The organism is Rhodococcus sp. NPDC003348, assembly GCF_053589375.1.
The window spans coordinates 1-24,939 of the sequence record NZ_JBSFRT010000020.1; the positions used below are offsets into that span (position 1 = coordinate 1).

Annotated in this window: 26 protein-coding genes; 17 read left to right on the forward strand and 9 right to left on the reverse strand. The window is 70.7% G+C overall.

Going from position 1 to position 24,939, the window contains the following annotated elements; translation table 11 throughout:
* Positions 1-67: 67 nt before the first annotated feature.
* The 4 genes from galT to ACWDU4_RS14685 are packed head-to-tail and all read left to right on the forward strand — an operon-like array spanning position 68 to position 6,566.
* Positions 68-1,222, forward strand: a complete 1,155-nt coding sequence (gene galT, locus ACWDU4_RS14670) for a galactose-1-phosphate uridylyltransferase (RefSeq protein WP_450114726.1) — start codon at positions 68-70, stop codon at positions 1,220-1,222.
* Positions 1,219-2,406 carry a galactokinase gene (gene galK / locus ACWDU4_RS14675; protein ID WP_450114629.1) on the forward strand — a complete coding sequence of 396 codons (1,188 nt, stop codon included), beginning with the start codon at positions 1,219-1,221 and terminating at the stop codon, positions 2,404-2,406. The genes galT and galK overlap by 4 nt, the downstream gene beginning before the upstream one ends.
* A 57-nt stretch (positions 2,407-2,463) precedes the next feature.
* Positions 2,464-3,777 (forward strand): MFS transporter, encoded by a 1,314-nt coding sequence (locus ACWDU4_RS14680; RefSeq protein WP_450114630.1) that lies wholly within the window; start codon positions 2,464-2,466, stop codon positions 3,775-3,777.
* The gene (locus ACWDU4_RS14685; RefSeq protein WP_450114631.1) at positions 3,774-6,566 is read left to right on the forward strand and encodes a DUF2804 family protein; all 2,793 of its coding nucleotides are present in this window, start codon (positions 3,774-3,776) and stop codon (positions 6,564-6,566) included. Before ACWDU4_RS14680 ends, ACWDU4_RS14685 begins: the two co-directional genes overlap by 4 nt.
* Positions 6,567-6,613: 47 nt before the next feature.
* Here the strand turns inward: ACWDU4_RS14685 and ACWDU4_RS14690 are convergent, their stop codons facing one another.
* From ACWDU4_RS14690 to ACWDU4_RS14705, 4 genes are all read right to left on the reverse strand, one after another.
* Positions 6,614-7,126, reverse strand: a complete 513-nt coding sequence (locus tag ACWDU4_RS14690) for a hypothetical protein (protein WP_450114632.1) — start codon at positions 7,124-7,126, stop codon at positions 6,614-6,616.
* A gap of 197 nt (positions 7,127-7,323) precedes the next feature.
* A complete protein-coding gene (locus tag ACWDU4_RS14695) occupies positions 7,324-8,580 on the reverse strand; it encodes an MFS transporter (RefSeq protein WP_450114633.1) in 1,257 nt (418 codons plus the stop codon).
* 28 nt (positions 8,581-8,608) lie between these two features.
* Positions 8,609-9,082 carry a MarR family winged helix-turn-helix transcriptional regulator gene (locus ACWDU4_RS14700; RefSeq protein ID WP_450114634.1) on the reverse strand — a complete coding sequence of 158 codons (474 nt, stop codon included), beginning with the start codon at positions 9,080-9,082 and terminating at the stop codon, positions 8,609-8,611.
* 73 nt (positions 9,083-9,155) lie between these two features.
* Entirely contained in the window at positions 9,156-9,755 is a 600-nt protein-coding gene (locus ACWDU4_RS14705; protein ID WP_450114635.1) for a phosphoribosylanthranilate isomerase, read from the reverse strand.
* A gap of 65 nt (positions 9,756-9,820) precedes the next feature.
* On the opposite strand from ACWDU4_RS14705, the gene ACWDU4_RS14710 reads away from it, so the two are divergent.
* Complete coding sequence (locus tag ACWDU4_RS14710) at positions 9,821-10,501, forward strand: lysoplasmalogenase (protein WP_450114727.1); 681 nt, start codon at positions 9,821-9,823, stop codon at positions 10,499-10,501.
* On the opposite strand, the gene ACWDU4_RS14715 is transcribed toward ACWDU4_RS14710, so the two are convergent.
* Positions 10,498-10,944, reverse strand: coding sequence for a hypothetical protein (locus ACWDU4_RS14715; protein ID WP_450114636.1), 447 nt, complete (start codon positions 10,942-10,944; stop codon positions 10,498-10,500). The two genes, ACWDU4_RS14710 and ACWDU4_RS14715, sit on opposite strands and share 4 nt — an antisense overlap.
* Positions 10,945-10,989: 45 nt before the next feature.
* On the opposite strand from ACWDU4_RS14715, the gene ACWDU4_RS14720 reads away from it, so the two are divergent.
* The 5 genes from ACWDU4_RS14720 (at position 10,990) to ACWDU4_RS14740 (ending at position 14,724) form a co-directional block, all read left to right on the forward strand.
* Positions 10,990-11,778 (forward strand): SDR family oxidoreductase, encoded by a 789-nt coding sequence (locus tag ACWDU4_RS14720; RefSeq protein WP_450114637.1) that lies wholly within the window; start codon positions 10,990-10,992, stop codon positions 11,776-11,778.
* A gap of 68 nt (positions 11,779-11,846) precedes the next feature.
* Positions 11,847-12,428 carry a DUF6636 domain-containing protein gene (locus tag ACWDU4_RS14725; protein WP_450114638.1) on the forward strand — a complete coding sequence of 194 codons (582 nt, stop codon included), beginning with the start codon at positions 11,847-11,849 and terminating at the stop codon, positions 12,426-12,428.
* A 135-nt stretch (positions 12,429-12,563) separates the two neighbouring features.
* Positions 12,564-12,701 carry a hypothetical protein gene (locus tag ACWDU4_RS14730; RefSeq protein ID WP_450114639.1) on the forward strand — a complete coding sequence of 46 codons (138 nt, stop codon included), beginning with the start codon at positions 12,564-12,566 and terminating at the stop codon, positions 12,699-12,701.
* Between the two features lie 126 nt (positions 12,702-12,827).
* Positions 12,828-13,532: a TrmH family RNA methyltransferase gene (locus tag ACWDU4_RS14735; RefSeq protein WP_450114640.1), complete on the forward strand. Its 705-nt coding sequence runs from the start codon at positions 12,828-12,830 to the stop codon at positions 13,530-13,532.
* A 34-nt stretch (positions 13,533-13,566) separates the two neighbouring features.
* Positions 13,567-14,724: a glycoside hydrolase family 76 protein gene (locus tag ACWDU4_RS14740; RefSeq protein ID WP_450114641.1), complete on the forward strand. Its 1,158-nt coding sequence runs from the start codon at positions 13,567-13,569 to the stop codon at positions 14,722-14,724.
* Positions 14,725-14,739: 15 nt separating this feature from the next.
* Here the strand turns inward: ACWDU4_RS14740 and ACWDU4_RS14745 are convergent, their stop codons facing one another.
* Positions 14,740-16,599, reverse strand: a complete 1,860-nt coding sequence (locus tag ACWDU4_RS14745; protein WP_450114642.1) for a glycoside hydrolase family 15 protein — start codon at positions 16,597-16,599, stop codon at positions 14,740-14,742.
* A 159-nt stretch (positions 16,600-16,758) separates the two neighbouring features.
* On the opposite strand from ACWDU4_RS14745, the gene ACWDU4_RS14750 reads away from it, so the two are divergent.
* Both ACWDU4_RS14750 and ACWDU4_RS14755 read left to right on the forward strand, forming a co-directional pair.
* Positions 16,759-17,244 carry a DUF6194 family protein gene (locus ACWDU4_RS14750; protein ID WP_450114643.1) on the forward strand — a complete coding sequence of 162 codons (486 nt, stop codon included), beginning with the start codon at positions 16,759-16,761 and terminating at the stop codon, positions 17,242-17,244.
* Positions 17,237-17,980, forward strand: coding sequence for a MerR family transcriptional regulator (locus ACWDU4_RS14755; RefSeq protein WP_450114644.1), 744 nt, complete (start codon positions 17,237-17,239; stop codon positions 17,978-17,980). The genes ACWDU4_RS14750 and ACWDU4_RS14755 overlap by 8 nt, the downstream gene beginning before the upstream one ends.
* Here the strand turns inward: ACWDU4_RS14755 and ACWDU4_RS14760 are convergent.
* On the reverse strand, positions 17,965-18,615 hold the full coding sequence (locus tag ACWDU4_RS14760; protein ID WP_450114645.1) for a DedA family protein: 651 nt from the start codon (positions 18,613-18,615) through the stop codon (positions 17,965-17,967). The two genes, ACWDU4_RS14755 and ACWDU4_RS14760, sit on opposite strands and share 16 nt — an antisense overlap.
* Before the next feature lie 3 nt (positions 18,616-18,618).
* The gene (locus ACWDU4_RS14765; RefSeq protein WP_450114646.1) at positions 18,619-19,368 is read right to left on the reverse strand and encodes a VTT domain-containing protein; all 750 of its coding nucleotides are present in this window, start codon (positions 19,366-19,368) and stop codon (positions 18,619-18,621) included.
* A 154-nt stretch (positions 19,369-19,522) separates the two neighbouring features.
* On the opposite strand from ACWDU4_RS14765, the gene fbaA reads away from it, so the two are divergent.
* Positions 19,523-20,560: a class II fructose-bisphosphate aldolase gene (gene fbaA, locus ACWDU4_RS14770; RefSeq protein WP_450114647.1), complete on the forward strand. Its 1,038-nt coding sequence runs from the start codon at positions 19,523-19,525 to the stop codon at positions 20,558-20,560.
* Between the two features lie 93 nt (positions 20,561-20,653).
* On the forward strand, positions 20,654-21,496 hold the full coding sequence (locus ACWDU4_RS14775) for an NAD(P)H-binding protein (protein ID WP_450114648.1): 843 nt from the start codon (positions 20,654-20,656) through the stop codon (positions 21,494-21,496).
* Positions 21,497-21,508: 12 nt separating this feature from the next.
* Here the strand turns inward: ACWDU4_RS14775 and ACWDU4_RS14780 are convergent, their stop codons facing one another.
* Complete coding sequence (locus ACWDU4_RS14780; RefSeq protein ID WP_450114649.1) at positions 21,509-22,123, reverse strand: Rv0361 family membrane protein; 615 nt, start codon at positions 22,121-22,123, stop codon at positions 21,509-21,511.
* Between the two features lie 148 nt (positions 22,124-22,271).
* Between ACWDU4_RS14780 and ACWDU4_RS14785 the strand changes: the two genes are divergently transcribed.
* The 3 genes from ACWDU4_RS14785 to ACWDU4_RS14795 all read left to right on the forward strand — a co-directional run bounded on the left by ACWDU4_RS14785 (position 22,272) and on the right by ACWDU4_RS14795 (position 24,831).
* Positions 22,272-22,688 carry a DUF3151 domain-containing protein gene (locus ACWDU4_RS14785; RefSeq protein ID WP_450114650.1) on the forward strand — a complete coding sequence of 139 codons (417 nt, stop codon included), beginning with the start codon at positions 22,272-22,274 and terminating at the stop codon, positions 22,686-22,688.
* Between the two features lie 37 nt (positions 22,689-22,725).
* The gene (locus tag ACWDU4_RS14790; protein ID WP_450114728.1) at positions 22,726-23,817 is read left to right on the forward strand and encodes an FUSC family protein; all 1,092 of its coding nucleotides are present in this window, start codon (positions 22,726-22,728) and stop codon (positions 23,815-23,817) included.
* Between the two features lie 84 nt (positions 23,818-23,901).
* Positions 23,902-24,831 (forward strand): cation diffusion facilitator family transporter, encoded by a 930-nt coding sequence (locus ACWDU4_RS14795; protein WP_450114651.1) that lies wholly within the window; start codon positions 23,902-23,904, stop codon positions 24,829-24,831.
* Positions 24,832-24,939 lie beyond the last annotated feature (108 nt).

The window sequence follows — 24,939 nt, forward strand, 5'->3', positions numbered from 1 at the left end:
GTTTGCGGGTCCCGGGACCCGCAAACCACGCACGAGCGCCGGAGGCGCCTATCGTGGGCCGGTGCCGATCCGGAAGACCACGACCACCCTCGCCGACGGGCGCGAGCTGATCTACTTCGACGACACCGAGCCGTATGCCGGTGGTGTCGCCACCCGCGAACTGCGTGACGGACGCGACCTCGCCCCGGTCGCGGCGACGTCCACGATGCGCTACGACGTGCTCACCGGCGAGTGGGTGACGCTCGCCTCGCACCGCAACAGCCGCACCTTCCTTCCCTCCGAGGCCGAGTGCCCGCTGTGCCCGACCCGGCCCGGCGGGCCGGCGACCGAGATCCCCGCCGACGACTACGACGTCGCGGTGTTCGAGAACCGCTTCCCGTCGTTCGCGCGTACCGCCGAGCCGGTGACCGACCACGTCGACGGGATGGACCTGTGGCCGCAACGCCGCGCGGCGGGCCGGTGCGAGGTGGTGTGCTTCACCAGCCGCCACGACCTCGGCTTCGCGGACCTGCCCCTGTCCCGGGTGCGCACCGTGCTCGCGGCACAGGTGGACCGGACCCGCGCACTCTCCGCGCTGCCGGGCATCGCGCAGGTGTACTGCTTCGAGAACCGCGGCGAGGAGATCGGGGTGACCCTCGGCCATCCGCACGGCCAGATCTACGCCTACCCCGAGCTGCCCGCGCGGACCGAGGCACTGCTGCGACAGTCGCGCGCCCATCACGCGCGCACCGGCCGGGTGCTGCTGCGCGACGTCCTCGACGCCGAACGCAAGGCCGGCACCCGGATGGTGATCGAGGCGCGCCACTGGAGCGCGTACGTCCCGGCAGCCGCCCGATGGCCGGTGGAACTGCACCTGGCCCCGCACCGCGACGTCGCCGACCTCACCGAACTGACCGAGGACGAACTCGACGAACTCGCCGTGGTGTACCGCGACATCCTGGCCCGGCTGGACCGGTTCTTCGAGGGGGTCGACAAGCTGCCCTACATCGCGGGCTGGCACCAGGCCCCGGTGGGGGAGGGCAGGGAGCTGGGACGGCTGCACCTGCAGGTGTTCTCTCTGATGCGCGGGCCGCACCGGATGAAGTTCCTTGCCGGCTCCGAATCCGGGATGGGGGCGTGGATCTCCGACGCCACGCCCGAGGCGGTCGCCGCCCGGTTCCGCGCGATCGCGCCCGGGGCGGCCGCGTCCGGAGCCGGCGCACGGGAAGCGGGGGAATCGTGATCGACTGGCTGACACCGGCTTCCGACGCCGAGCTGGCGGCGGCGGTCACCGCACGGTTCGATGCCGAGTTCGGCGGCCTGCCGGACGGGGTGTGGACGGCGCCCGGACGGGTGAACCTGATCGGCGAGCACGTCGACTACGCGGACGGGCTGTCGCTTCCGATCGCGTTGCCGCACCGCACCGCCGTCGCCGTCCGCGGTCGCGGTGACGGCAGGCTGCGGTTGCGGTCGGGGCTGGATCCGTGGGACGGCGCGGCCGCGGACGTGGCGCCCGGCGTGCCGTCCGGCTGGGCGGCCTACCTCGCCGGGGTGGTGTGGGCCATGCGCCGCGACGGGCTGATCGGCGGCGAGTTCGGGGTCGACGTGGCCGTCGAGTCGTCGGTCCCGATCGGGGCCGGGCTGTCGAGTTCCGCGGCGCTCGAGTGCGCTCTGGCGATCGCGGTCGCGGACCTCGCAGGCCTGCCCACCGACGATCGCGGCCGGGCCCGGCTGGCGTCCTGCTGCGTGGCCGCGGAAAACGACATCGCGCTCGCCCCGACCGGTGGGATGGACCAGGCGATCTCCCTGCGCGCCACGGCCGGTCACGCACTGCTCGTCGACTCGGCCGACGGCACGGCGGCGCCGATTCCGTTCGACCTCGCCGGCTCCGGGCTCGCGCTGCTGGTGATCGACACCCGCGCCCCGCACCAACTGGTGGACGGGCAGTACGCGCAGCGCCGGAAGTCGGTCGAGGCGGCGGCGGCGTCGCTGCGCGTTCCGTCCCTGCGGGTGGCCGCCGACGAGGGTCTCGAGATCGGCGGCCGCGGCGACCAGGAGCTGGTGCGCCGGGCCCGGCACGTCGTCACCGAGATCGGCCGGGTGCGAGAAGTGCTGCCGCTCCTGGAATCCGGACGGCTCCGCGAGATCGGTCCGCTGTTGACGGCCTCGCACCGGTCGCTGCGCGACGACTTCGAGGTGAGCTGCCCGGAACTGGACAGTGCCGTCGACGCCGCGCTGGCCGCGGGAGCACACGGCGCCCGGATGACCGGTGGTGGCTTCGGCGGCTCCGCGATCGCCCTGGTCGAGGCGCCCGAGGTGGACCGGGTTGCCGCAGAGGTGCTTTCGGAAGCCCGCTCGCGCGGGCTCGGCGACCCCGCCTTCCTGCGTGTCGACGCCGGCGGTGGTCCCGCCCGTCGCATCGGCTGATTCCGGGAAGTGGGAGTTCGGGCCACCGCCGTGGCACGCGCCACCTATTGTCGCGTGATGCACGAACGCCCGGCGGACCGCCGCCTCTGGACCTGGGTGGTCCTCCTCGGCCTGACCGGCCAGCTGGCCTGGACGGTCGAGAACATGTACCTCAACGTGTTCGTCTACGACACGATCACCGACTCGCCGACGGCGCTGGCGACCCTCGTCGCGACCAGTGCCGTCGCCGCGACGATCGCGACGTTGCTCGCCGGAGCCGCGTCGGACCGCACCGGCCGGCGCCGCGAGTTCATCGCGGCCGGCTACGTGCTGTGGGGCGCCTGCACCGCGGGATTCGGACTGGTCAGTGTCGACTCCGCCGCGTCGATGCTGCCGATGCTCGACGCCGTCGTTGTCGCGGTCGTCGCCATCGTGCTGCTCGACTGCGTGATGAGCGTCCTCGGGTCGACCGCGAACGACGCCGCCTTCAACGCGTGGGTCACCGACTCCACCCACCCCGGCAACCGGGGCAAGGTCGACGGCGTCCTCGCCACGATGCCGCTGCTCGCGATGCTGGTGGTCTTCGGGGCGCTCGACCCGATGACCCAGGACGGCCAGTGGAGCCTGTTCTTCGCGATCATCGGCGGCGTCACCGCCCTCGTCGGCGTCATCGCGTGGTTCGGACTGCGCGAGCCGCGGCACCCGAAACCCGGTGGCAGCTACCTGTCCTCGGTCGTGCACGGACTGCGGCCGAGCACCGTGCGCGACAACCCGCGCCTGTACGTGGCCCTGCTCGCCTGGGCCGTCCTCGGCACCAGCACCCAGGTGTTCCTGCCGTACCTGATCATCTACGTCCAGCGGTACCTCGACATCGACGGGTACGCGATCGTGCTCGCCTCGGTCCTGCTCGGCGCGGCCGTGATCAGCGTCGTCGGCGGGCGGGTGCTCGACAGGGTCGGTCCCTCGCGGGCGATCCTGCCGGTGGCGGTGATGTACGCCGTCGGGCTCCTCCTGATGTTTCCCGCGCGCGGCATGCTCACCGTCATCGTGGTGGGGATCGTGATGATGTCGGGGTTCATGCTCGGGGTGGCCGCCATCTCGGCGACCGTCCGCAACCTCACGCCGCCCGACCGGGCCGGGCAGGTGCAGGGTCTGCGGATGATCTTCGCCGTCCTCATCCCGATGGTGATCGGCCCGTTCCTCGGCGCCGCCGTGATCGCCGGCGCCGACGAGACCTACGTCGACCTCGGCGTCGTGAAGCAGGTGCCGACCCCGTGGATCTTCCCGGCCGCTGCCGTCGTGGTGGCGCTGATCGTCATCCCCGTCCTGCTGCTGCGGACGATGGGTACGGACCCGACCCCCGAGCCGAAGTCACTGGAGGCCACCTCGTGAAGACCGTGTGGGGCGACGCCCTCGACCCCGACAACGTCCTGCCCGAGTACCCGCGCCCGCAGCTGGTGCGCGACTCGTACCTCAACCTCAACGGCCGGTGGGAGCACGCCTTCACTTCGGTCGGGGTCACCGCGCCGCCCGGCCGGTGGGACGGCGAGATCGTGGTGCCGTTCTCACCCGAGGCGCCGCTGTCCGGCGTGAACCGCACCCTGCAGCCGGACGAGGCGCTCTGGTACCGCCGCACCGTCATCCTGCCCGACGGTTTCGTCCGCGACCGGGTGCTGCTGCACTTCGGCGCGGTCGACCAGGACTGCGAGATCTGGGTCGACGGCACGTCGGTCGGCGGGCACCAGGGCGGCTACCTGCCCTTCGCGCTCGACATCACCGACGCCCTCGACAGCGGCGACACCCACGAGCTGGTCGTCAGGGTCCGCGACGTCACCGACACGTCCTGGCGCAGCCGGGGAAAGCAGAAGCTCGATCGTGGGGGCATCTGGTACACGCCGCAGTCGGGGATCTGGCAGACCGTCTGGCTCGAGTCGGTCCCGGAGCGGTGGATCGACCGGCTCGAACTCGTCCCGCACCTGGAGACCGGTGAGGTCGAGGTCTGCGTGGTGGCCGGCGGGACAGGCGCATCCGTGGCCGAGGTCGCGGTCGGCGCCGGCGGGCGCGAGGTGGTCCGCGAGACCGTCGCGGTCGGTGCCCGGACCCGGCTGCGGCTCGGGGAGGACGTGCGCCGGTGGTCGCCGGACGACCCCTTCCTGTACGACGTGGAGGTGACGCTCGCCGCCGACCGCGTCTCGAGCTATGTCGGGATGCGTTCGTTCGGGCTCGGGCCCGACGCGTCCGGTCGCACGCGGCTGCTGCTCAACGGTGCGCCCTACCTGCACGCGGGCCTGCTCGATCAGGGCTACTGGCCCGACGGCCTGTACACCGCGCCGTCGGACGAAGCGTTCGTGCACGACATCCGGACGGCCAAGGAACTCGGTTTCACGATGCTGCGCAAGCACATCAAGATCGAGCCGATGCGCTGGTACCACCACTGCGACCGGCTCGGAATGCTCGTCTGGCAGGACATGGTCAACGGCGGCCGCAGCTACCGGACCGCCGTCGTGACCGCGCCCGTGCTCCTGCCGGTGAAACTGGACGACTCGCGGTACGCGCTGTTCGGACGGCAGGACGCCGCGGGCCGGGCCGAGTTCCTCGAGGAAGTCGACGCGACGGTTACACTGCTGCGCTCGGTTCCCAGCATCGCGGCATGGGTGCCGTTCAACGAGGGCTGGGGGCAGTTCGACGCCAACGCCACCACCGAGCGGGTCAAGGCGCTCGACGCGACCCGGCCCGTCGACCACGTCAGCGGCTGGCACGACCAGCGCGGCGGCGACATGGCCAGCCGGCACGTCTACTTCCGGCCCTACCGGCTCTCGCGCGCCGACGCCGAGGACGAGCGCGCCGCCGTGCTGTCGGAGTACGGCGGCTACTCCCACCGGGTGCCGGGACACGTGTGGAACGACAAGGAGTTCGGCTACCGCAAGTACGCCGACCGCGGGGCCTTCGAGCGCGCGTTCCTCCGGCTGCAGCACGCGCAGGTCGGGCGTGCCGTCGAAGAGGGCCTGACGGCCTTCGTCTACACCCAGCTCGCCGACGTGGAGGACGAGACCAACGGTCTGATGACCTACGACCGCCGGGTGCTGAAGGTCGACGCGGAGGCGGTCCGCGCCTCGAACCGGCGTCTGCGCCAGCGGCACGACCACGCGTCCGGCGGGCCGGCGCTCCCGCTCGCCGTGTCCGAACGCGAGATCACCGAGCCGGTCCCGCTGACCCTGCCCGACGGGCGCCTGAACCCCGACGCGGTCGGGTGGACGCGGACACCCCTGATCACCACGGACGGGATCGGCCGCGGCCGCGTGGGGAAGGGTCGCAACAAACGGTGGGAGTACTGGGCGGTGACCACGCCGACCCACGTCGTCGCGCTCGTGCTCTCCGACATCGACTACGCGGCCGTGCACGGCATCTGGCTGCTCGATCGGACCACCGGACAGGCGATCTCCTACGACGCGATCGGCGTGGGCGGACGCAGCGCCACCCTGCCCGGGACCCTCGGCGCCGGCCCGGCCCGCTCCCGCACCAAGAAGGTGCGGATCGACATCGACGAGGTCGACGGCGGGACCCGGCTGCGGGCCCGAGGCGAGCGGGTGGAGATCGACGTGATCGCCCACCGGCCCGACGGACACGAATGCCTCGGCGTGGTCGTCCCCTGGACCGAGCGGCTCTTCCAGTACACCGTCAAGGACGTCGCCCGGCCCGCGACGGGAAGCATTCGCGTCGACGGTGTCGCCCACGATGTGCCCGAGGGCGAGTCCTGGGCGACCCTCGACCACGGTCGGGGCCGCTGGCCGTATTCGGTGCGCTGGAACTGGGGTGCCGGATCGGGCCGCACCGACGGCCGGGTGATCGGCATCCAGGTGGGCGGCCAGTGGACCGACGGCACCGGATCGGTGGAGAACTCACTGCTCGTCGACGGACACCTGTCGAAGATCAGCGAGGAACTGGTCTGGACCTACGACCGGGGCGACTGGATGGCCCCGTGGCGAATCGCCGGGGAGACAGTCGATCTCACGTTCACCCCGTTTCACCTCAAGGAGTCCGTCACCGACCTCAAGGTCTTCGCGTCCAAGACACACCAGTGCTTCGGCCACTGGTCCGGGAAGGTGCGGGACGACTCGGGCGCCTGGGTGCGCGTCGAGGACGTCGTCGGCTGGGCAGAGGACGTCCACAACCGCTGGTGAGTCGCGTTCGGTAGCCGGCTCCGGCGTCTCGGCCGGAGACAGGGGAATCAGGGGATCATCAGGTTGCCCTTGACCGTGACACCGAATTGGGGTCGCAGCTGGGTCCAGCTCGCGTTGGTGAAGGTCGCCTGAACGGAGATCACGGCGAGTCCGGAACCGGGAACGACCTCGCTGCGCACCGTTTCTCCCGGCCTCTCACCGAAACGCAGGGGGACCGATGCGACCTGGGCGACGCCGAAGGCGGTTCCGTAGACGATTTCGGCATCCAAACGGCAGTACGGATCGGCCGCCCAGTCCGGGGTCAGGCCGTGCATGCCGCGCGAGGTGAACACGACGGTTGCGACACCCGGGCGGGCGGGGTCGGTTTCGATCGACGTGTCGATCAGCCCGTGGCAGAACGAGTTCTGGCCGATCGCCGCCAATGTCGGGCCGGCCAGCGTCGAGTACACGACCGGCGCGGGCGTCGGCGCGGCGGTCGCGGTGGCGCCGGCGCCCGTGAAAGCAGTGGCGGCGATGGCAGTGGCCCCGAACGCGCGCACGGCACAGCGACGGATGTTCATGGATTTCCCCCTGTATTCGTCTGTCGATTCCCCCGGCCGAGCGAGTGGACGAGTCGGTCCGCCGTCGGCGCCGGCTCATGCTGCCACACGTTCGATCGCAAGCCCAACCGGGCGGTGCACCGGGAAGAATGCGGAAGGGGAGGTCCGTGGCCGGGTTTCACGCGAAACCGGGCCGCGGACCTCCCCTCCACAGGCGGTCAGTCGGCGGCGCCGACGGCGACCGCGGTCGCCTCCTCGACGCTGTGTGGCGCGGGGTCGCGGTCGTCGACGTGCGCGAGGATCTTTCGACCGGTGGACAACACGAGGATCGCGGCCACCGTGCATGCCGCACCGACCCAGAACGGCAGGTTCGCGTGGTGCTCACCGAGCCTGCCCGCCACCCACGGGGCGGCGGCGCCGCCGACGAAGCGGACGAAACTGTAGGCCGCGGAGGCGGTGGACCTCTCGACCGGCGCGGAGATCATCACGGTCTCGGTGATCAGCGTGTTGTTCACGCCGAGGAACAGGCCGGCGAGGACGACGCACACGATCAACACGGCCTTCGTCTCGGTGAACATCGCCATCACCGCGAGGTCGGCGGCGAACAGTCCCAGCGCCACCATCATCATCGGGAGCGTGCCGAACCGGCGCTGCAGTCGCGGCGCCAGGAAGACGGACGAGATCGCCAGTGCCAGGCCCCATCCGAAGAAGATGAAACCGATCGGGTACGCACCCATGTCGAGCGGGAACGGCGTGTACGCGAGCAGGGTGAAGAAGCCGTAGTTGTACAGCAGTGAGGTGATGGCGACGGTCAGCAGTCCTCGGTGGCGCAGTGCGAGGAACGGCGCCGCGAGCGAGGTGTGCCCGGACTTGGGGACCGGGGTCGCCGGGAGCATCGCCACGATCAGGATGAACGCCACCGCCATCAACGCGGCGACGCCGAAGAACGGTGCACGCCAACTGATGTCGCCGAGCACGCCGCCGACCAGAGGGCCCACCGCGATGCCGACGCCGAGTGCCGCCTCGTACAGGATGATCGCCTTCCCGACACCGCCGGACGCGGCGCCGACGATCGTCGCGAGGGAGGTGGCGATGAACAGGGCGTTGCCCAGGCCCCAGCCGGCGCGGAAGCCGATGATGCCGCCGACGGTGTCCGAGGTGCCCGCCAGTGCGGCGAAGACGACGATGATCGCCAGACCGGACAGCAGCGTCCTCTTCGAGCCGATGCGACTGGAGATGGCGCCGGTGACCAGCATGGCGACGCCGGTGACGAGCATGTACGAGGTGAAGAGCAGTGAAACCTGGGACGGTGTGGCGTGCAGGTCCTCGCCGATCGGCTTGAGGATCGGGTCGACCAGACCGATGCCCATGAAGGCGATGACGCTGGCGAAGGCGACCGCCCACACCGCCTTCGATTGATGCAGGATGCTGGTGTCCTCCGCTTCGGATGCGGGGGCCGTGGCGGTGGTGGTCACGGACACCTCCTTTGTGTGAAATCGTGTGCTATTGCTGTTTTCTCGACTCCTTCACGACCTCGCGGAGATCGCGAAGGCTGAGGGAGAGTCGTTCGATCTGCCCGGCGTCGATGCCCGGCAGATGCTCGGCGAGGGTGGCGCCGATGTTGTCGCGTGCCTCGGCCAGCCATGCGCGTCCGGCATCGGTCATCTCGATCATCACGGCCCGGGAATCCTCGGGATCACGTTGCCGCCGAACCAGTCCCGCCGCGCCGAGTTGCTTGAGCAGGGCGGTCGCCGTCGGCTGCGAGGAACTGTCCAGTCGGGCGACCTCGCTGACGCGCAGCGCGCCGTACTCCTCGAGGAGGGACAGCGCGCGCATCCACGGCCGGGACCACGTGTCGGCGGACATGGACGAGGCGAGTCGGGTGAAGCGGGACGAGTTGGTCACCAGTTCCGCGAGCACTCGGCGCAGGTGGGCCTCGGTGTCGCTGACTGCCTCCGGGTCGCCTGTCGTCGCCATGAGTCAAGATTATTGCATAGGTAAACTATGTATGTAAACCGTGTGTGAGACCCAGAGCAGGGTCGGAAATGGGTCAGGTGCCGGAGCGGACCGCCGCCGCGAAGGCCGACATCAGCGCGGGATCCTTGACGCCACGGCTCGATTCGATGCCACTGGACACGTCGACCCCCCAGGCCCCGGACGTTGTCACCGCCCGCGCGACGTTCTCCGGGGTGAGTCCACCGGCCAGGATCCACCGGCCGGACGGCAGGGCACTGCGGTCCTGCCAGTCCCACGTCACCCCGGCACCCGCGACGGCGCCGTCCACCAGCAGCAGGTCCGCTCCGAGATCGTCGGCCAGATCCTCCGCGCCGCCGGTGTTGACCGCGCGGATCACCGTCAGCCCGGCGTCGTGCAGCGCCGACACATCCGCGGCCGAGCGCAGGTCGTGCACCTGCACGTGGTCCAGATCCGCGGCCGTGGCGGCGGCGACGATCTCGTCCAGGCCCATCCGGACGAACACCCCGACCGGGAGAACCGCCTCGGGAACCCGGATCCGCAGCTGCGCCGCCTGCTCCGGCGTCACCTTGCGGGGGCTGTCGGCGAAGACGAACCCGACGGCGTCGACCCCGAGCCCGACCGCCAGATCCACGGTGGCCTCGTCCCGGAGTCCGCACATCTTGATGAACGTCATGATCCGAGGATATGGCCATCGCCCGGCAGCTACCCTCACCGCAGTACCCGGATCCGGAGGTGGGGATGAAGCTCGAACATGCGGTGTTTCTCGGTGCGACCGCGGCGACGGTCGTCGGTGCGGTCGTCGAGAACGAGAAGCTGCAACTGGTCGCGAAGCCGTTGATCGCGCCGGCGCTGGCCGCGCGGGTGCTGCGCCGGCGCGGCAACATCGACCGCGTCGACACCGCCGTCCTGCTCGGCTCCCTGGCCGCGGCCACCGTCGGTGACGTGTTCATGATCGACCCCGACGACGACACCCGGCTGATGAACGGTGCGCGCTCGTTCGCGGTCATGCAGGTCGGGTACTCGACCGTGCTCGCTCGGCGGGGCGCCCGCCCGACCGCCCCGGCGCTGGTGCCGCGGCTGCTCGGGTGGCTCGGCGCCGCCGGGTTGCTGCGAGCGCGGGCGCGTCGGGTCGCGCCGACGCTGACCGCGTACGGCGCGGTGCTCGGCACCACGTCGACGCTGTCCGCGGATCCGTCGCTGGCTCCGGGCGCGCGAGTCGTCGCGGGCAACGTGGTCCCGAACGCGGACCCGCGCAGCCGGCTCGGTCTCGGCGGGCTGCTGTTCACCGGATCCGACGCGCTGATCGTGGTGCGGCGCCTCTTCGTGCGCGGGACCGCGGGCCGGCGCGCCGCCGAGGGCGTCATCCTAGCCAGCTATGCCGCAGCACAGGCACTGCTCGTCGAGGGGATGACGTCCTAGGGGAACAGGACGATGCGATCGCGGTCGCGGGGGTCGACGCGGATCGACACGACCTTGCCGGGGGCGAACCGCTTGTCCATGCCCTCGGGTACCTCGTAGACGATGCTTCCCGAGTACGACTGCTCGCCGGGCACCGTCAGCTGCAGGTGCAGAGAGGTGAGGTGCCCGTGGCGCGGCGTAACGGCGAGGAACCGGGAGCGGTCGATGGTCGCCCAGCCCTCCAGACCGCGACGCTCGATCCGGCGATCGGCGCGCGGTGGCCGATCCGCCCAGATCATGCCGAGACCGAGCGCCGAACCGTATGCGGCGAGCAGTCCGCAGAGCTGGAACGGGATCGTCGCCGGCGGGGTGTGCGGCAGCAGCCAGCCGAGCCAGAACCCGAGGATCACGAGATACCCGGCGGTGACGGCCAGCACCACGCGCGCGATCCGTTCGTGGAACATCGAATCCTCCACCTCCAGGGTAGGCGCGCGAACTACCCTCGCGACATGACGAAGCGAGCGGTGGTCATCACCGGTGCGGCAGCCGGTATCGGACGTGCGACGGCTCGACGATTCGCCCGCGACGGGTACCTCGTCGGGGCGTTCGACGTCGACCGACCGGGGTTGGCGGTGCTCGCCGACGAGATCCGCGCGCACGGTGGTGCGGTGCACACCGGCACCCTCGACGTCACCGATGCCGCGCAGTGGCGGCAGCGGCTCGCCGAGTTCACCGCGGACTCCGGAGGCCGGCTCGACGTCCTCGTCAACAACGCGGGCGTGCTGTCCTCGGGCCCGTTCGCGGAGACCGACCCGGCCGCGCACCGGGCGATGGTCGACGTCAACGTGGGAGGGGTGGTCGCGGGATGCGCGGCCGCCCACGAGTATCTCGCGGCAACGCCGGGCGCGGTCGTGGTCAACCTGTGCTCGGCTTCGGCGATCTACGGGCAACCCGAACTCGCCACGTACAGCGCGACCAAGTTCGCCATCCGCGGGTTGACCGAGGCCCTCGAATTGGAGTGGCGGGCATCGGGAATTCGGGTGCTCGCGATCTGGCCGCTGTTCGTGCGCACCGCGATGACCGACGACATGGACACGCGGGCGGTGGCCTCGCTCGGCATCCACCTGACCGCTGACGACGTCGCGGACGAGATCGCGTCCGCCGTGCGCCGACGGCCCCGGGTGTTGCCGAAGGTTCACTATCCCGTCGGGGCTCAGGCCCTCCTGATGCTGCTCGCGTCCCGGTTCGCGCCGGCATGGGCGAGCCGGGCCCTCAACCGCCGGATCACGCACACCTGACAGTGGGTTTCGCCCGACCGACGGCAGGCCGTAGGGTCGTTCGCGATCCGTACGGAAGGGGAGTGCTGGTGGGTTCGCGTCGAGTGCTGGCGGTACTGGGAACGGCGGCCGCGGCAATGGTGGTGACGGCCTGCGGCGCCTCCGATGCCGACGAGGCAGCGCCGACGACCACGACCACCGCGCCGGTGACCACGGCCGCACCGACAACGACCGAGGTACCGACCACGACGACCACCGTCACCACCGCGCCGCCGACCACCACCACCGCGCCGCCGACCACCACCTACCGGCGCAACGAGGCGGTCTACTTCACCGCCCCGGCCGGTGGATTTCAGTGCGGCATAATCGAATTGGCCACCCGCACGGAGGCGGGCTGCCAGGGGACCACCACTCCGGTCCCGCCGCGACCGGAGAACTGCATGGTGAACTGGGGCAGCGGCATCCGGGTGACCGGCACCGGCCCGGCCGAGTTCCTGTGCTCCGGCGGGCTCGTGTACACCTCCGGCGGTACCGACCCGGTGCTGCCGGTCGGGCAGACCGTGGCGTCGTTCGGATTCACCTGCGTGTCCGCGGCGGACGGGATCACCTGCCGCAAGGACGACACCGGGCACGGCTTCCGGATCTCGTCGAACTCCAACGAGACCTTCTGACCGACCGTGTGGGTCAACTCACATTCGAGCGTGTTGAGGTAAGCCTATCCTTGCCCTTACTGTTCAACGCGTCGTCGTCGCCATCCGGTGATGCGAAACCTCCACGGCCCAGCCGTGCTGACGCGAAGGACGCTCATGGACATCGATCAGATCATCGGCCTGCTCTCCGCTCTCGGCGATTTCGGCAACCTGCTCACCGGTTTCGGTGACGCCGCCTCCGGCCTCGTCGAGCTGGGCGGCTCGGTCGCGAGCCTGTCCGCCGACGCCGCCTGAGACCAGGCCGGGTAACGCCCCCCTCTCGACTGTGGGCGGGTGTCGCGACTGCGCGGCACCCGCCCACAGTCGTGTCTCCGGGTGCCCGGACTTCGGAGGGTGCGAGGCGGGCGGGACAATGAACCCATGAGCACGAGCGGTTCCGACGGCGTCGACGGCAATCGGCCCGAACACGGCGACGAGCCCGGACCCACCGAATGGGGCGAGCACCCGCACGGTGTCGGACCGTGGCTGGTCGAACGCGGCGAGCCGCTGCCGGACGACCCTCGGTACGACCCCGAACTGCTGATCTCGGGGGACCGGCGAAACGTGGTCGACGCCTACCGGTACTGGAGCCGGGACGCGATCATGGCGGACATCGACACCCGGCGGCACCCGTTCCACGTCGCGATCGAGAACTTCGGGCACGACGCCAACATCGGCACGGTGGTCCGCACCGCCAACGCCTTCGCCGCGGCCGCCGTGCACATCGTCGGTCGGCGACGGTGGAATCGGCGCGGCGCCATGGTCACCGACCGCTATCAACACATCGTCCACCACCCGACCGCCGAGGAACTGTTCGAGTACGCCGCCAGTTCGGACCTCGCCGTCGTGGCCGTCGACAACGTGCCCGGTTCGGTCCCGCTGGAGACGGCGAACCTGCCGCGCGAGTGCATCCTGCTGTTCGGGCAGGAAGGCCCGGGCGTCAGTGATCATGCGAAGCGGTCCGCCGCGATGACTGTCTCGATTGCGCAGTTCGGTTCCACCCGAAGCATCAACGCCGGGGTGGCCGCGGGGATCGCGATGCACGCCTGGATTCGGCAACACGCCGATCTCGGCCGGTCGTGGTAGCGAATCGTCCCTCGAATAGGCAAGATCGGTTGTCATGCAGCACGAGTGGTCGGCGCGGGCGGACGCCGCCGAGGAGGCGGTGGTCACCCGGCATCTCCGGCGACTGTGGGCGCTGCCCGGCACGAGTCTGGCGGTGGTCGCGTGGCCGCCGGTTCGCCGGGAGCGGTTGTTCTTCACCTGGCACTACTGGTGGCAGGCCCATCTGCTGGACTGCGTCATCGACGCCGCCGACCGGAACCCGACCTCGCGCCGTCGTCGCAGGATCACGAAAATCGGTCGTGCCCACCGGATCCGGAACATCACCGGGTGGACGAACCAGTACTACGACGACATGGCGTGGCTCGGTATCGCGCTGGAACGGGCGCAGCGGCTGCACCATCTCGACTTCCGGGTCGCGATCGGCGACCTCGAAACGCAGGTGTTCAGCGCGTGGGCGCCGGAGTCCGGGGGCGGCATCCCGTGGCGCACCCGCTCGGACTTCTACAACGCGCCGGCCAACGGTCCCGCCGCGATCCTGCTCGCCCGCACCGGTCGCCTGCTGCGGGCGCAGGCCATGGCCGACTGGATCGACGACACGCTCAAGGATCCCGCGACGGGCCTGATCCTCGACGGGATCCGGTTCCCCTCCGGCAGACCGGTGCCCGCCGGCGTCCTCGACCGCGCCGTCTACACGTACTGCCAGGGGGTCGCGCTCGGCATGGAAACCGAGCTGGCGTTGCGTCTGGACGAGCCACGGCACCGGCGACGGGTACACGATCTCGTGGACGCGATCGACAAGCACCTGACCGTGGACGGGGTGATCGCCGGCGGTGGGGGCGGCGACGGCGGCCTCTTCGACGGCATCCTCGCCCGGTACCTCGCACACGTCGCCGCGCGGCTGCCCGGCGACAGCGAGCCCGACCAGCGGGCACGGCGCATCGCCGCCCAGATCGTCCTCGACTCCGCGGAAGCCGCGTGGGACAACCGGCTGCAGATCGAGGGCCAGCCCCTGTTCGGCTGCGACTGGACCCGAACGGCGCGGCTGCCCGGCCTCGGCGCCGGGATCGCGACGTTCTCCGGCGGAACCGTGCACGCCTCCGACATCGCCGAGCGGGACCTGTCCGTCCAGTTGGGCGGGTGGATGCTGATGGAGGCCGCGTACGTCGCGGCCGGCACGCTCGAGCCGCGGCCGACCCGCCGGTTCCGGGTCTGAGCAGCTCGGACCCGGTCACGCCTCGGCCCGGATCAGCCGGGTCACGGCCTCGATCAGCGCGAGGTGGGTGAACGCCTGGGGGAAGTTGCCGAGCTGTGCGCCGGTGAGCGGGTCGATTTCCTCGGCGTACAGCCCGAGCGGGCTGGCCAGGGACAGCAGTCGCGCACACAGCCGGTGCGCTCGCTCGGTCTCGCCGATCATCGTCAGCGTCGACACCAGCCAGAACGAACACATCGTGAAGGCTCCCTCCGGGTCCGTGAACCCGTCGTCGGTCCCCGCCCGGTAGCGCAGCACGAGCCCGTCCGACGTCAGCTCCCGTTCGATCGCCGTCACCGTCGCCCGGACCCGCTCGTCCTCGGGCGGCAGAAACCCCATCAGCGGCACGAGCAGCGCGGACGCATCCAGCGCGGTGGCCCCGTAGTACTGGACGAACACGCCGCGGTCGTCGACGCCGTGCGCGCACACGTCGGCGTGGATCTCGTCGGCGATCGCGCGCCACCGCGCCGCATCGGTGGCGTCGCCGCGGTCGGCGGCGAGCCGGGCGCCCCGGTCCAGGGCCACCCAGCACATCACCTTCGACGCGGTGAAGTGGTGTGGCTCGCCCCGCATCTCCCAGATCCCGCGGTCGCGTTCCCGCCAGGCCGCGACCGCACCCTCCACCAGACTCGTCACCAGGGTCCAGGCGGGCGGACCGAGTCGGCTGGCGTGCCGGACGTGGGTGGCGATCGAGTCGAGCGTCAGACCCCACATGTCGTGCTGGCGCTGCGCGTAGGCGCCGTTGCCGACGCGGACGGGGCGGGCTCCGTCGTAGCCCCCGAGGTGGTCGAGGGTGCGTTCGGTCAGGTCCCGTTCGGTGTCGATGCCGTACATGATCTGCAGTGCGGCCCCGGATGAACCGTCGCCGGGCGAGCCGCCGGTGATCGCGTCCATCAGGAACTCGAAGTACTCGACCGCCTCCCAGTCGTGTCCGAGATCGAACAGTGCCCGCAGGAGGAACGACGAGTCGCGGATCCAGCAGAATCGGTAGTCCCAGTTGCGTTCTCCACCCGGAGCTTCCGGCAGGGACGTGGTCGCCGCGGCCATGATCGCGCCGGACGGCGCGTACGTCAGCCCCTTGAGAGTCATGACGCTGCGCTCGAGGTGCGGCCGCCACGGGTGATCGGGCAGCGCGGCGTGCCGCAACCACGCCCGGTGGAGTCGCCCGGTGGTCTCGATCCGCTCTTCCGCCTCCTCGAACGTCCGCGGCGGCGCCAGGTCGCCCCATGACAGCGCGACGAACGCGTGCTCTCCCGCCATCAGGTCGGTGCGCCCGCCCGCCCTGGCGCCGCCGATCGCGAACCGCAGGTTGCTCGTCAGCGTGAGCGTCGGGTCGGGCGCGGCGCCCACGGCACGGCACCGCAGGTGGCCGTAGCCCTCGTCGACGTACGCCCACGATCCGGCGTCGCGACCGTAGTCGAACAGGGGCAGGCAGTTCGCCGTGGTCTCGACCGTGCCCTCCACGCACTCCGCGGTGCGCACCATCATGCCGAGGGCGACGAAGTTGCCGGGCGGCCGCCGGTGCCCGGGGATCCGGCGCGCACCGGACCACGTCCCGATGGCGAGGGCGTCGCGGACCACCAGGCACCCCGTCGGCGTGCACCACGTCGTCTCGACCACGAGCGTCCCGGGCAGGTACCGGCGCTGCGACGGCACAGTCATGTTCGCCGGCGACAGCCTGAAGAACCCCGCGGATCGATCCAGCAGCGAGCCGAACACACTGGCCGAGTCGGGGCGGGGCAGGCACAGCCACTCGACGCTTCCGTCCGGGGCGAGTAGTGCGACGGTCCGGCAGTCGGACAGAAAGGCGTACTCCGCGATCGGCGGGAATTCGGACATCGGTGACGTCCCTTCGTGGTCTCGTCGTCGCGAGGAGACGGCGACCGGGAACCGTTGCCGGGGAAACCCTTGCTGCGCAGCCAGTTTATCGAGGGAGCCCGGGACCCGTCCCGGGAAACGCTTGCACCCCACGCAGCGTGAGGTTCTACCGTGGCCGGCATGAGCACATCGCAGAACACCTGGACACTCGACGAGGCCGTGGCCCGGGCGGCCGCGATGGACGGGGTCCGGATCCTGGTCGCGGGAGCGGAGAACGGCGCACCGGAGGTCGCGTGGGGGGACGTGTTCGTCTACGCCGATCGCGGACCGGCCGACGGAGCCCCCGACGACCGGTCCCCGTTCGCGACGATCGTCACCGGTGACTACCCCGGGTTCGACACCGCGTCCGACCTGGACCGCCCCGGCGTGTACCGGCTCAACGTCCACGTCGGCCGAGACCGGTTCCGGGACCTGCTCGGCCACGGACCGGAGGAGCACGCCGACCATCGCCGCGAGTACGACTACCGGGAGGCGGACCGGCTGCTGCCGCATCCGGTGTACGCCGCGCAGTCGTGGATCTCGATCCTGAACCCGGGTCCGCGGTGCGGGCAGCTCGCGGTGGACCTGCTCGCCGAGGCACTCGAGCGAGCCCGTCGCCGTGGGTGAGTACCCGGTCGGGCAGGTCGCGAAGCTGTCCGGGACGTCGGTGCGCACCCTGCACCACTACGACGAGATCGGGCTGCTGACTCCGCACGCGCGCACCTCGGCGGGCCACCGCCGCTACACCGACACCGACCTGGACCGGTTGCGGCGCATCCTCTACTACAGGGCGCTCGACTTTCCCCTCGACGCGATCGCCGCGCTGATCGACTACCCGGACCCGGACACCCACCTGCGCCGCCAGCACCGCCTGCTGCGACAGCGGCAGGCCCGGACCGCGCACCTGCTCACCGAACTGGAACGGGAGATCGAGGCCCGGCGCCTGGGCATTGCACTCTCACCGGCACAACAACTCGAGATCTTCGGCACCGACCGGTTCGCGGATCTGTTCGCCGCCGCCCGCGGCACCGGCGGCGAGTGGCGGGCCACATCGGCGTACACCGCCGAGGACTGGCACGAGATCAAGGCCGAGGCGGAGAGTGCCATCGCCGCGTTCGCCGAGGCGATGGCGGCCGGCGTGCCCGCCGACGGCGAGCAGGCGATGGACGCCGCCGAGCAGCATCGTCGGCACCTGGAACGCTGGTTCCACGACTGCGGCGCCGACCGTCACGTCGAAGTGGCGCGGGAGTACGTCGCCGACCCCGCCGTCGTCGATCAGTGGGACGGGATCGCACCCGGATTCGCGTGGTACGTCCACGACGCGATCCTCGCGAACACCCGGCGGGCTCACTCGACCGCGTAGTCCTCCGGCGGCTTCTCGAGTTCCTGGCGGTACTGCCGCACCCCGACGACCGTCCCGACGACGAGCGCGGTGACCAGCACCGCCAGCACCGCGGGCATCAGCCACGGCACCTGTTCGAGGAACTCGCCCGCGTAGAACCCGAGCAGCAACAGCACCGGCGCCCACGCGAGCGCCCCGAGCGTGCTCGCGACGGTATAGGCGCGGTGATTCATTCGGGCGGCGCCGGCCACGAGCGGGCACAGGGTCCGCACCCACGGGATCCACCGGGCGACGAGTACCGACCAGAACCCGTGCCGATCGAGCAGCGCGTTGACCTTGTGCAGGTTCGTGGTGTTGAGGTACTTGCCGTCACGGCGGGCCGCCAGGTGGTGTCCGCTGCGGTGCCCGATCACGTAGCCGACCTGATTGCCGGCGATCGCGGCCGCGGCCGCGCCGGCCGACAGCGACCACACGTGCGCCGTCCCCGCCGAGTGCCCGGCGAGCACGATCCCGGCCGTCAGCAGCATCGAGTCACCGGGCAGGAACAGTCCGACGATGAAGGCGCACTCGAGGAAAACGAAGGTCACGACGAGCAGCCACACCACGACCGGCCCGACACTGTCGAACGGTCCGAGGTCGGCGACGGCCAGCGGCATCGACTACGGCGTGCGTTCGTCGGCGACGGTGGTCGCCGGGGCGTCGGCGGCGGGGGCGCGACGCGACGCGAGGTAGCGCTTGCCGACCTCGACCGCGATCGGGATGACGGAGACGAGCACGATGACGATGAAGATCAGGTCCACGTTGTCGCGGATGAAGCCGATCTGGCCGAGCAGGTAGCCGAGCAGGGTGACGCCCGCGCCCCAGGCGATGCCGCCGACGATGTTGTAGGTGAGGAACACCGAGTACTTCATCTTCGACGCGCCCGCCACCAGCGGAGCGAAGGTGCGCACGATCGGCACGAAGCGGGCGAGGAGAATGGTGATCGGGCCGTGCTTCTCGAAGAACGCGTGCGACTCGTCGATGTAGCTCTTCTTGAAGAACTTCGCGTCGTCCGACTTGAACAGGGCGGCGCCGCCCTTCGCGCCGATCCAGTAGCCGACCTGGTCGCCGAGGATCGCGGCGATCGGGATCGTCACCAGCAGCACCCACAGCGGCGCGAACGGTTCCACCTCGGTGGACTTCGACGCGGCGATCAGGCCCGCGGTGAACAGCAACGAGTCACCCGGCAGCAGCGGGAACAGCAGGCCGGACTCGATGAACACCACCAGCAGCAGGCCGACCAGCACCCAGGTGCCGAACGAGTTCAGAAGGTTCACCGGATCCAGGAAGCCCGGCAGCAGTGCCAGGTTCGTCACGGAGTCCCGGCCATCGGTCACGAGGTCAGCGGCTGCCTGCACAATCACGCGCATCAGCGTACCGGCGGTGTCTGAGAGGGGGCTTAGTGCCCGATCTGCGGACTCGCACGAGACGTCGTGGGTCGCAGTTGCCATACTGCTAGGACCAGGTGCGCACCGACACGACCGACTGCGCCCATCCGACACGCCGACATGGAGGTCAGCTGCCGTGCCCATCGCAACTCCCGAGGTTTACGCCGAGATGCTCGGACGGGCCAAGGAGCACTCCTTCGCCTTCCCCGCCATCAACTGCACCTCGTCCGAGACGATCAACGCGGCCATCAAGGGCTTCGCGGACGCCGGCAGTGACGGCATCATCCAGTTCTCGACCGGCGGCGCGGAGTTCGGCTCGGGCCTCGGCGTCAAGGACATGGTGACCGGCGCGGTCGCACTCGCCGAGTTCGCGCACGTGATCGCCGCCAAGTACGACGTCACCATCGCGCTGCACACCGACCACTGCCCCAAGGACAAGCTGGACACCTTCGTCCGCCCGCTGCTGGCCATCTCGCAGGAGCGCGTCAACGCCGGCCGGAACCCGCTGTTCCAGTCGCACATGTGGGACGGCTCGGCCGTGCCGATCGACGAGAACCTGCAGATCGCGCAGGACCTGCTGAAGCTGTCGAAGGCCGCGAACATCATCCTCGAGGTCGAGATCGGCGTCGTCGGCGGCGAAGAGGACGGCGTCGAGGCCGAGATCAACGACAAGCTCTACACCTCCCGTGAGGACTTCGAGAAGACCGTCGACGCGCTCGGCGTCGGCGAGAACGGCAAGTACCTGCTGGCCGCCACGTTCGGCAACGTGCACGGCGTCTACAAGCCGGGCAACGTCGTCCTCAAGCCGGAGGTGCTCAAGGAGGGCCAGGAGGCCGCGACCGCCAAGCTCGGCCTGGCCGCCGGCTCCCAGCCGTTCGACTTCGTCTTCCACGGCGGCTCGGGCTCGCTGAAGTCGGAGATCGAGGACTCGCTGCGCTACGGCGTCGTGAAGATGAACGTCGACACCGACACCCAGTACGCGTTCTCCCGCCCGATCGCCGGCCACTTCTTCACCAACTACGACGGTGTCCTGAAGGTCGACGGCGAGGTCGGCAACAAGAAGGTCTACGACCCGCGCAGCTACCTGAAGAAGGCCGAAGCCGGCATGACCGCTCGCGTCATCGAGGCCTGCAACGACCTCAAGTCCGCGGGACGCTCGGTCTCCGCCGGATAGTTCTTCCCCCCGAAAGTGCAGTTCCCGTCGCGGCCACCCGGCCGATGCGACGGGAACTGCACTTTCGTCTTTTCGCGGCCGTAGGGTGGGGACATGAGCGAGCGGATCGCCGTCTCCGGGGCCGGCGGGCACATCGGTGGGGGAGTTGCGGATCTGCTCGCCGAGGCCGGGACGCAGGCCACGCTGATCACCCGCGACCCGTCCCGCCTCCACGGCAGGCAGGGCGCGACCGCGATCCGGGCGAGCTTCGGCGACCCGGCGCTCGTCGACGCGCTGCGCGGCGCGGACACCTTCTTCATGGTCTCGGCGACCGAGAGCCCCGACCGCGCCGACCTGCAGCGGCGGGCCGTCGACGCGGCGGTCGCCGCCGGGGTGCGACGCATCGTCTACGTCTCGTTCGTCGGCGCCGCACCGGACTGCACGTTCACCTTCGGGCGCGACCACTGGCGCACCGAGCAGGCCATCCGTGACAGCGGCCTGGTGTTCACGTTCCTGCGCGACAACCTGTATCTGGACCTGATGCCCGCGCTGGTCGGTCACGACGACCTCATCCGCGGTCCGGCCGGACACGGACGCGCCGCGATGGTCGCGCGCGCCGACGTGATCGAGGTGGCCGCCGCCGTGCTCGCCGGCGACCGCCACGACGGGCACACGCTGAACCTGACGGGCCCGGCGGCGCTGTCACTGGCCGACGTGGCGGAAGCGCTGACGGCGGCGCTGGGCCGGCCGATCCGCTACCACCGCGAGACGCTCGACGAGGCGTACGCCTCGCGTGCCCGTTACGGGGCGCAGCAGTGGGAGGTCGACGGCTGGGTCAGTTCCTACACCGCGATCGCGAACGGTGACCTGTCCCGGGTCAGTGGTGACGTGCGGCGGGTGCTCCATCGCGACCCGGCAGGTGTCGCTGCCGTCTTCCCTCCGCTGTCGGACCTGTGACGGCCCACGTTCTCAGCTGCACACCTTCCACACGCCGTCCTGCCGCTCGAGCGCGAACGAGCGCACCGAACTCGAGCCCGGATCGTTCGCGGTGTGGACGGTCACCTGGGCGAGGGCGGTGTCGTCGGTGACGGACACCGCGTCGATGCTCGTCACGACGGGGACCGCACGATCGGAGTTCGCCGACCGGTACACGTCCGCGAAGTCGGCGTCGGTGACCTGTCCGTAGTAGGCGGCGAGTTCGCCGCAGCTGCCCGCCCGCAGCGCCGCGAGGTCGCCGCGGTCGAGGGCGTCGACGAAATCGGTGATCGCCGCTCGGACCGCGGTCTCGGTGCCGTCACCGGAGACGCGGTCGTAGAGCAGTGCCGCGCCGGCCGCGAGCGCGCCGAGCAGCACGAGGGCCCCGAGAACCAGCGGCCACCGGCGCCGCCGGGACGGTGCCGATGGCGGTTCGGGGATCCGGGCCGCCGCAGGCGCCCCGCCCGCGGCCGTTCCGGGGCCGACCCGGGTCGGCGTGGCGCGGGTCGCGTGCGGGATGACGGTGGTCGCGGCGTCGGACGGATCCGGGGCAGCCTCGTCGGGGGTGTCCGCCGGGTCCTGCCCGGACTCGGGTTCGTGGTTCGGCACGGCCTTCGCCCCCTGGTTCTGTGACGGTCTCGGGTGGCGCGGACCTCGCGCACGGTCAGCAGCCTACGACGTGAGCGACCCGGTCCGAGGCGTCGTACGCGGGGTGTCGGGGCGCAGCCGAAGTTGGGCTGCGCGCACAATGGTCGGCATGACCTCTTTCGGTGATCTGCTCGGCCCCCAGCCCACTCTGTTGCCCGGCGACGAGGACGCCGAGTCCGAACTCCTGAACAAGGCCGACCCCAAGCAGGTGGCCGCCGACCACCCGACCGCGTCGATCGCCTGGGCGTACCTGGCGGAGGCGGCGCTGGCGGACGGCGAGACGATCACGGCCTACGCCTACGCGCGCACCGGCTACCACCGCGGGCTCGACCAGTTGCGGCGCAACGGCTGGAAGGGCTTCGGTCCGGTTCCGTACAGCCACGAACCGAACCGCGGGTTCCTGCGCTGCGTCGCCGCCCTGGCCAGGGCCGCGCAGGTGATCGGCGAGTCCGACGAGCACGCCCGGTGCCTGGACCTGCTGGAGGACTGCGACCCGCGGGCTGCCGAAGCACTTGGCGTCGAATAGATTTCCCGTCTACAGCCGTGACCGGGCGCGGAAACGGCTGCGGGCCTCCGCTGCTCGTGTCCGCGCCTCCGCGTTCCCGGTGCTGCAGTGCGCGTTGGCGGCGGGCCTGGCCTGGTTCGTCGCCAACGACCTTTTCCACCACCACAATCCGTTCTTCGCGCCGATCGCCGCGGTGGTGTCCCTCGGGCTCTCGCTCGGGGCCCGGGTGCGGCGGTCGGCCGAGCTGATCGCAGGCGTCACCGTCGGTATCGGTGTCGGTGACACCCTGATCTCGATCATCGGCACCGGAGCCTGGCAGATCACCCTCGTCGTCGCCCTGGCGATGTCGACCGCGATCTTCCTCGACGGCGGCCCGATCATCTCCATGCAGGCCGGGACCTCCGCGGTGCTGGTGGCGACGTTGATCCCGCCACAGCAGGGCGGCGGGGCGGACCGGATGATCGACGCCCTGATCGGCGGCCTCGTCGGTTTCCTGGTCGTCACCCTCGTGCCGTCGCATCCGGTGCTGCGAGCCCGCAAGAACGCCGCGGACATCCTCGGCACCGCGTCCGAGGTGCTGCAGCTGGTCGCGGACGGACTCGTCGCCAACGATCCGAAACCGATCAAGGAGGGCTTGAAGAAGGCCCGTGCCACCCAGTCCTCCATCGAAGGGCTGCGGTCGAGTCTGAGCGGTGGGCGGGAGATCAGCCGGCTCTCGCCGCTGTACTGGAACTCGCGGTCCCGGTTCGACCGGCTCGCCGCGGCGGCGGACCCGATCGACAACGCGATGCGCAACATCCGCGTCCTCGCCCGCCGGTCGCTGACCCTGGTGCGGGACGACGAGATCCTCGACCCGCGGCTGGTGGACGAGGTGGAGAAGCTCTCGCACGCGGTCGACGTGCTGCGGCGGGTGGTGCTCGCCGACCCGGGGCAGCAGCCGGACCGGGCGGAGGCGGCGCGGGTGCTGCGCTCGGTCGCGGTCGGCGCGAAGGCGGAACTGGTGGAGAACGCGGGCATCTCGGCGACCGTGGTGTTCGCGCAGATCCGGTCCCTGATCGTGGACCTGCTTCAGGTGGCGGGGTTGAGCCGGATCTCCGCGATCGCGACCCTGCCGCCGACCGTGCCCAACCCCGCCTACCCGCCGGAGTAGCCCTTTCGATATATGCGAATATGTGCATATGATGGCTCCGGGTCCGGAGAACACGGGCCGACCGAACGAGCGAGGAGCCGGGTGATGGGCGTCGGACACGGACACGCGCACGGCCACGGCGCCGTCGAACCCGGCATCGCGGGACCGCCCGCGGCGCGAATCCGCCGGATGGTCCTCGCTCTCGGCATCCTCGTCGGATTCCTGGTGCTCGAGGTCGTCGTCGGTCTCGCCATCGGATCGCTGGCGCTGCTCGCCGACGCGGGCCACATGCTCACCGACGTGGTCGGCATGTCCATGGGTCTGGTCGCACTGCTGCTCGCGCGGCAGGGGTCCAAGGCCGCCGCCCGCACCTTCGGCTGGCACCGCGCCGAGGTCCTCACCGCGATGGCCAACGCGGTCCTCCTGCTCGCCGTCGCGGCGTGGGTGATGTACGAGGCGATCGGGCGGATCGGCGACGCCCCCGAGATCCCCGGGCTACCGCTGATGCTCACCGCCGCCGCCGGGCTGGCCGCGAACCTCGTGGTGATGTGGCTGCTGCGCGGCGACGCGGAGGACTCCCTCGCCGTCCGCGGCGCCTACCTCGAGGTGCTCGCCGACGCCGTCGGCAGCGTCGGCGTCCTGATCGCAGGCGCCCTGGTGTTCGCCTTCAACTGGACCTACGCCGACATCGTCGTCGGCGTGCTGATCTCGCTGTGGGTGGTGCCGCGGGCCGTCAAACTGGCCGCCGCCGCCCTCCGCATCCTCACCCAGGCGTCACCCGCGAACGTCGATGTCGACGCCGTGCGCGCCGACCTCCTCGCCCTACCCGGGGTCACCGACCTGCACGACCTGCACGTGTGGACGCTCACCACCGGCATGGACGTGGCGACCGTGCACCTGACCACCGACACCGACACCCAGTCCGTGCTGCGGGCAGCGAAGACGGTCCTCGACGGTCACGGGCTCGGGCACGCCACCGTGCAGGTGGAGTCCGCCGCCGACGGCAGCCGCTGCGCGGAGAACCTCACCTGGTGACACGGGCGGCGGACGACCGAGCCGAAGTGGGTCAAAATTCGGCCACCTCGACGTCGCCGTGGACAACATCAAACCGGACACCGATCGTCCCGACAGATCGCCGACACA

What these genes read in the sequence shown, in the direction of transcription:
- ACWDU4_RS14795 (WP_450114651.1), top strand. Translation starts at nt 23,902, where the DNA reads ATGGGCGTCGGACACGGACACGCGCACGGCCACGGCGCCGTCGAACCC.
- ACWDU4_RS14745 (WP_450114642.1), bottom strand. Translation starts at nt 16,599, where the DNA reads ATGTCCGAATTCCCGCCGATCGCGGAGTACGCCTTTCTGTCCGACTGC.
- ACWDU4_RS14765 (WP_450114646.1), bottom strand. Translation starts at nt 19,368, where the DNA reads ATGCGCGTGATTGTGCAGGCAGCCGCTGACCTCGTGACCGATGGCCGG.
- ACWDU4_RS14750 (WP_450114643.1), top strand. Translation starts at nt 16,759, where the DNA reads ATGAGCACATCGCAGAACACCTGGACACTCGACGAGGCCGTGGCCCGG.
- ACWDU4_RS14720 (WP_450114637.1), top strand. Translation starts at nt 10,990, where the DNA reads ATGACGAAGCGAGCGGTGGTCATCACCGGTGCGGCAGCCGGTATCGGA.
- ACWDU4_RS14715 (WP_450114636.1), bottom strand. Translation starts at nt 10,944, where the DNA reads ATGTTCCACGAACGGATCGCGCGCGTGGTGCTGGCCGTCACCGCCGGG.
- ACWDU4_RS14760 (WP_450114645.1), bottom strand. Translation starts at nt 18,615, where the DNA reads ATGCCGCTGGCCGTCGCCGACCTCGGACCGTTCGACAGTGTCGGGCCG.
- ACWDU4_RS14690 (WP_450114632.1), bottom strand. Translation starts at nt 7,126, where the DNA reads ATGAACATCCGTCGCTGTGCCGTGCGCGCGTTCGGGGCCACTGCCATC.
- ACWDU4_RS14705 (WP_450114635.1), bottom strand. Translation starts at nt 9,755, where the DNA reads ATGACGTTCATCAAGATGTGCGGACTCCGGGACGAGGCCACCGTGGAT.
- ACWDU4_RS14700 (WP_450114634.1), bottom strand. Translation starts at nt 9,082, where the DNA reads ATGGCGACGACAGGCGACCCGGAGGCAGTCAGCGACACCGAGGCCCAC.
- ACWDU4_RS14710 (WP_450114727.1), top strand. Translation starts at nt 9,821, where the DNA reads ATGAAGCTCGAACATGCGGTGTTTCTCGGTGCGACCGCGGCGACGGTC.
- ACWDU4_RS14740 (WP_450114641.1), top strand. Translation starts at nt 13,567, where the DNA reads ATGCAGCACGAGTGGTCGGCGCGGGCGGACGCCGCCGAGGAGGCGGTG.
- ACWDU4_RS14785 (WP_450114650.1), top strand. Translation starts at nt 22,272, where the DNA reads ATGACCTCTTTCGGTGATCTGCTCGGCCCCCAGCCCACTCTGTTGCCC.
- ACWDU4_RS14680 (WP_450114630.1), top strand. Translation starts at nt 2,464, where the DNA reads ATGCACGAACGCCCGGCGGACCGCCGCCTCTGGACCTGGGTGGTCCTC.
- ACWDU4_RS14730 (WP_450114639.1), top strand. Translation starts at nt 12,564, where the DNA reads ATGGACATCGATCAGATCATCGGCCTGCTCTCCGCTCTCGGCGATTTC.
- ACWDU4_RS14775 (WP_450114648.1), top strand. Translation starts at nt 20,654, where the DNA reads ATGAGCGAGCGGATCGCCGTCTCCGGGGCCGGCGGGCACATCGGTGGG.
- ACWDU4_RS14735 (WP_450114640.1), top strand. Translation starts at nt 12,828, where the DNA reads ATGAGCACGAGCGGTTCCGACGGCGTCGACGGCAATCGGCCCGAACAC.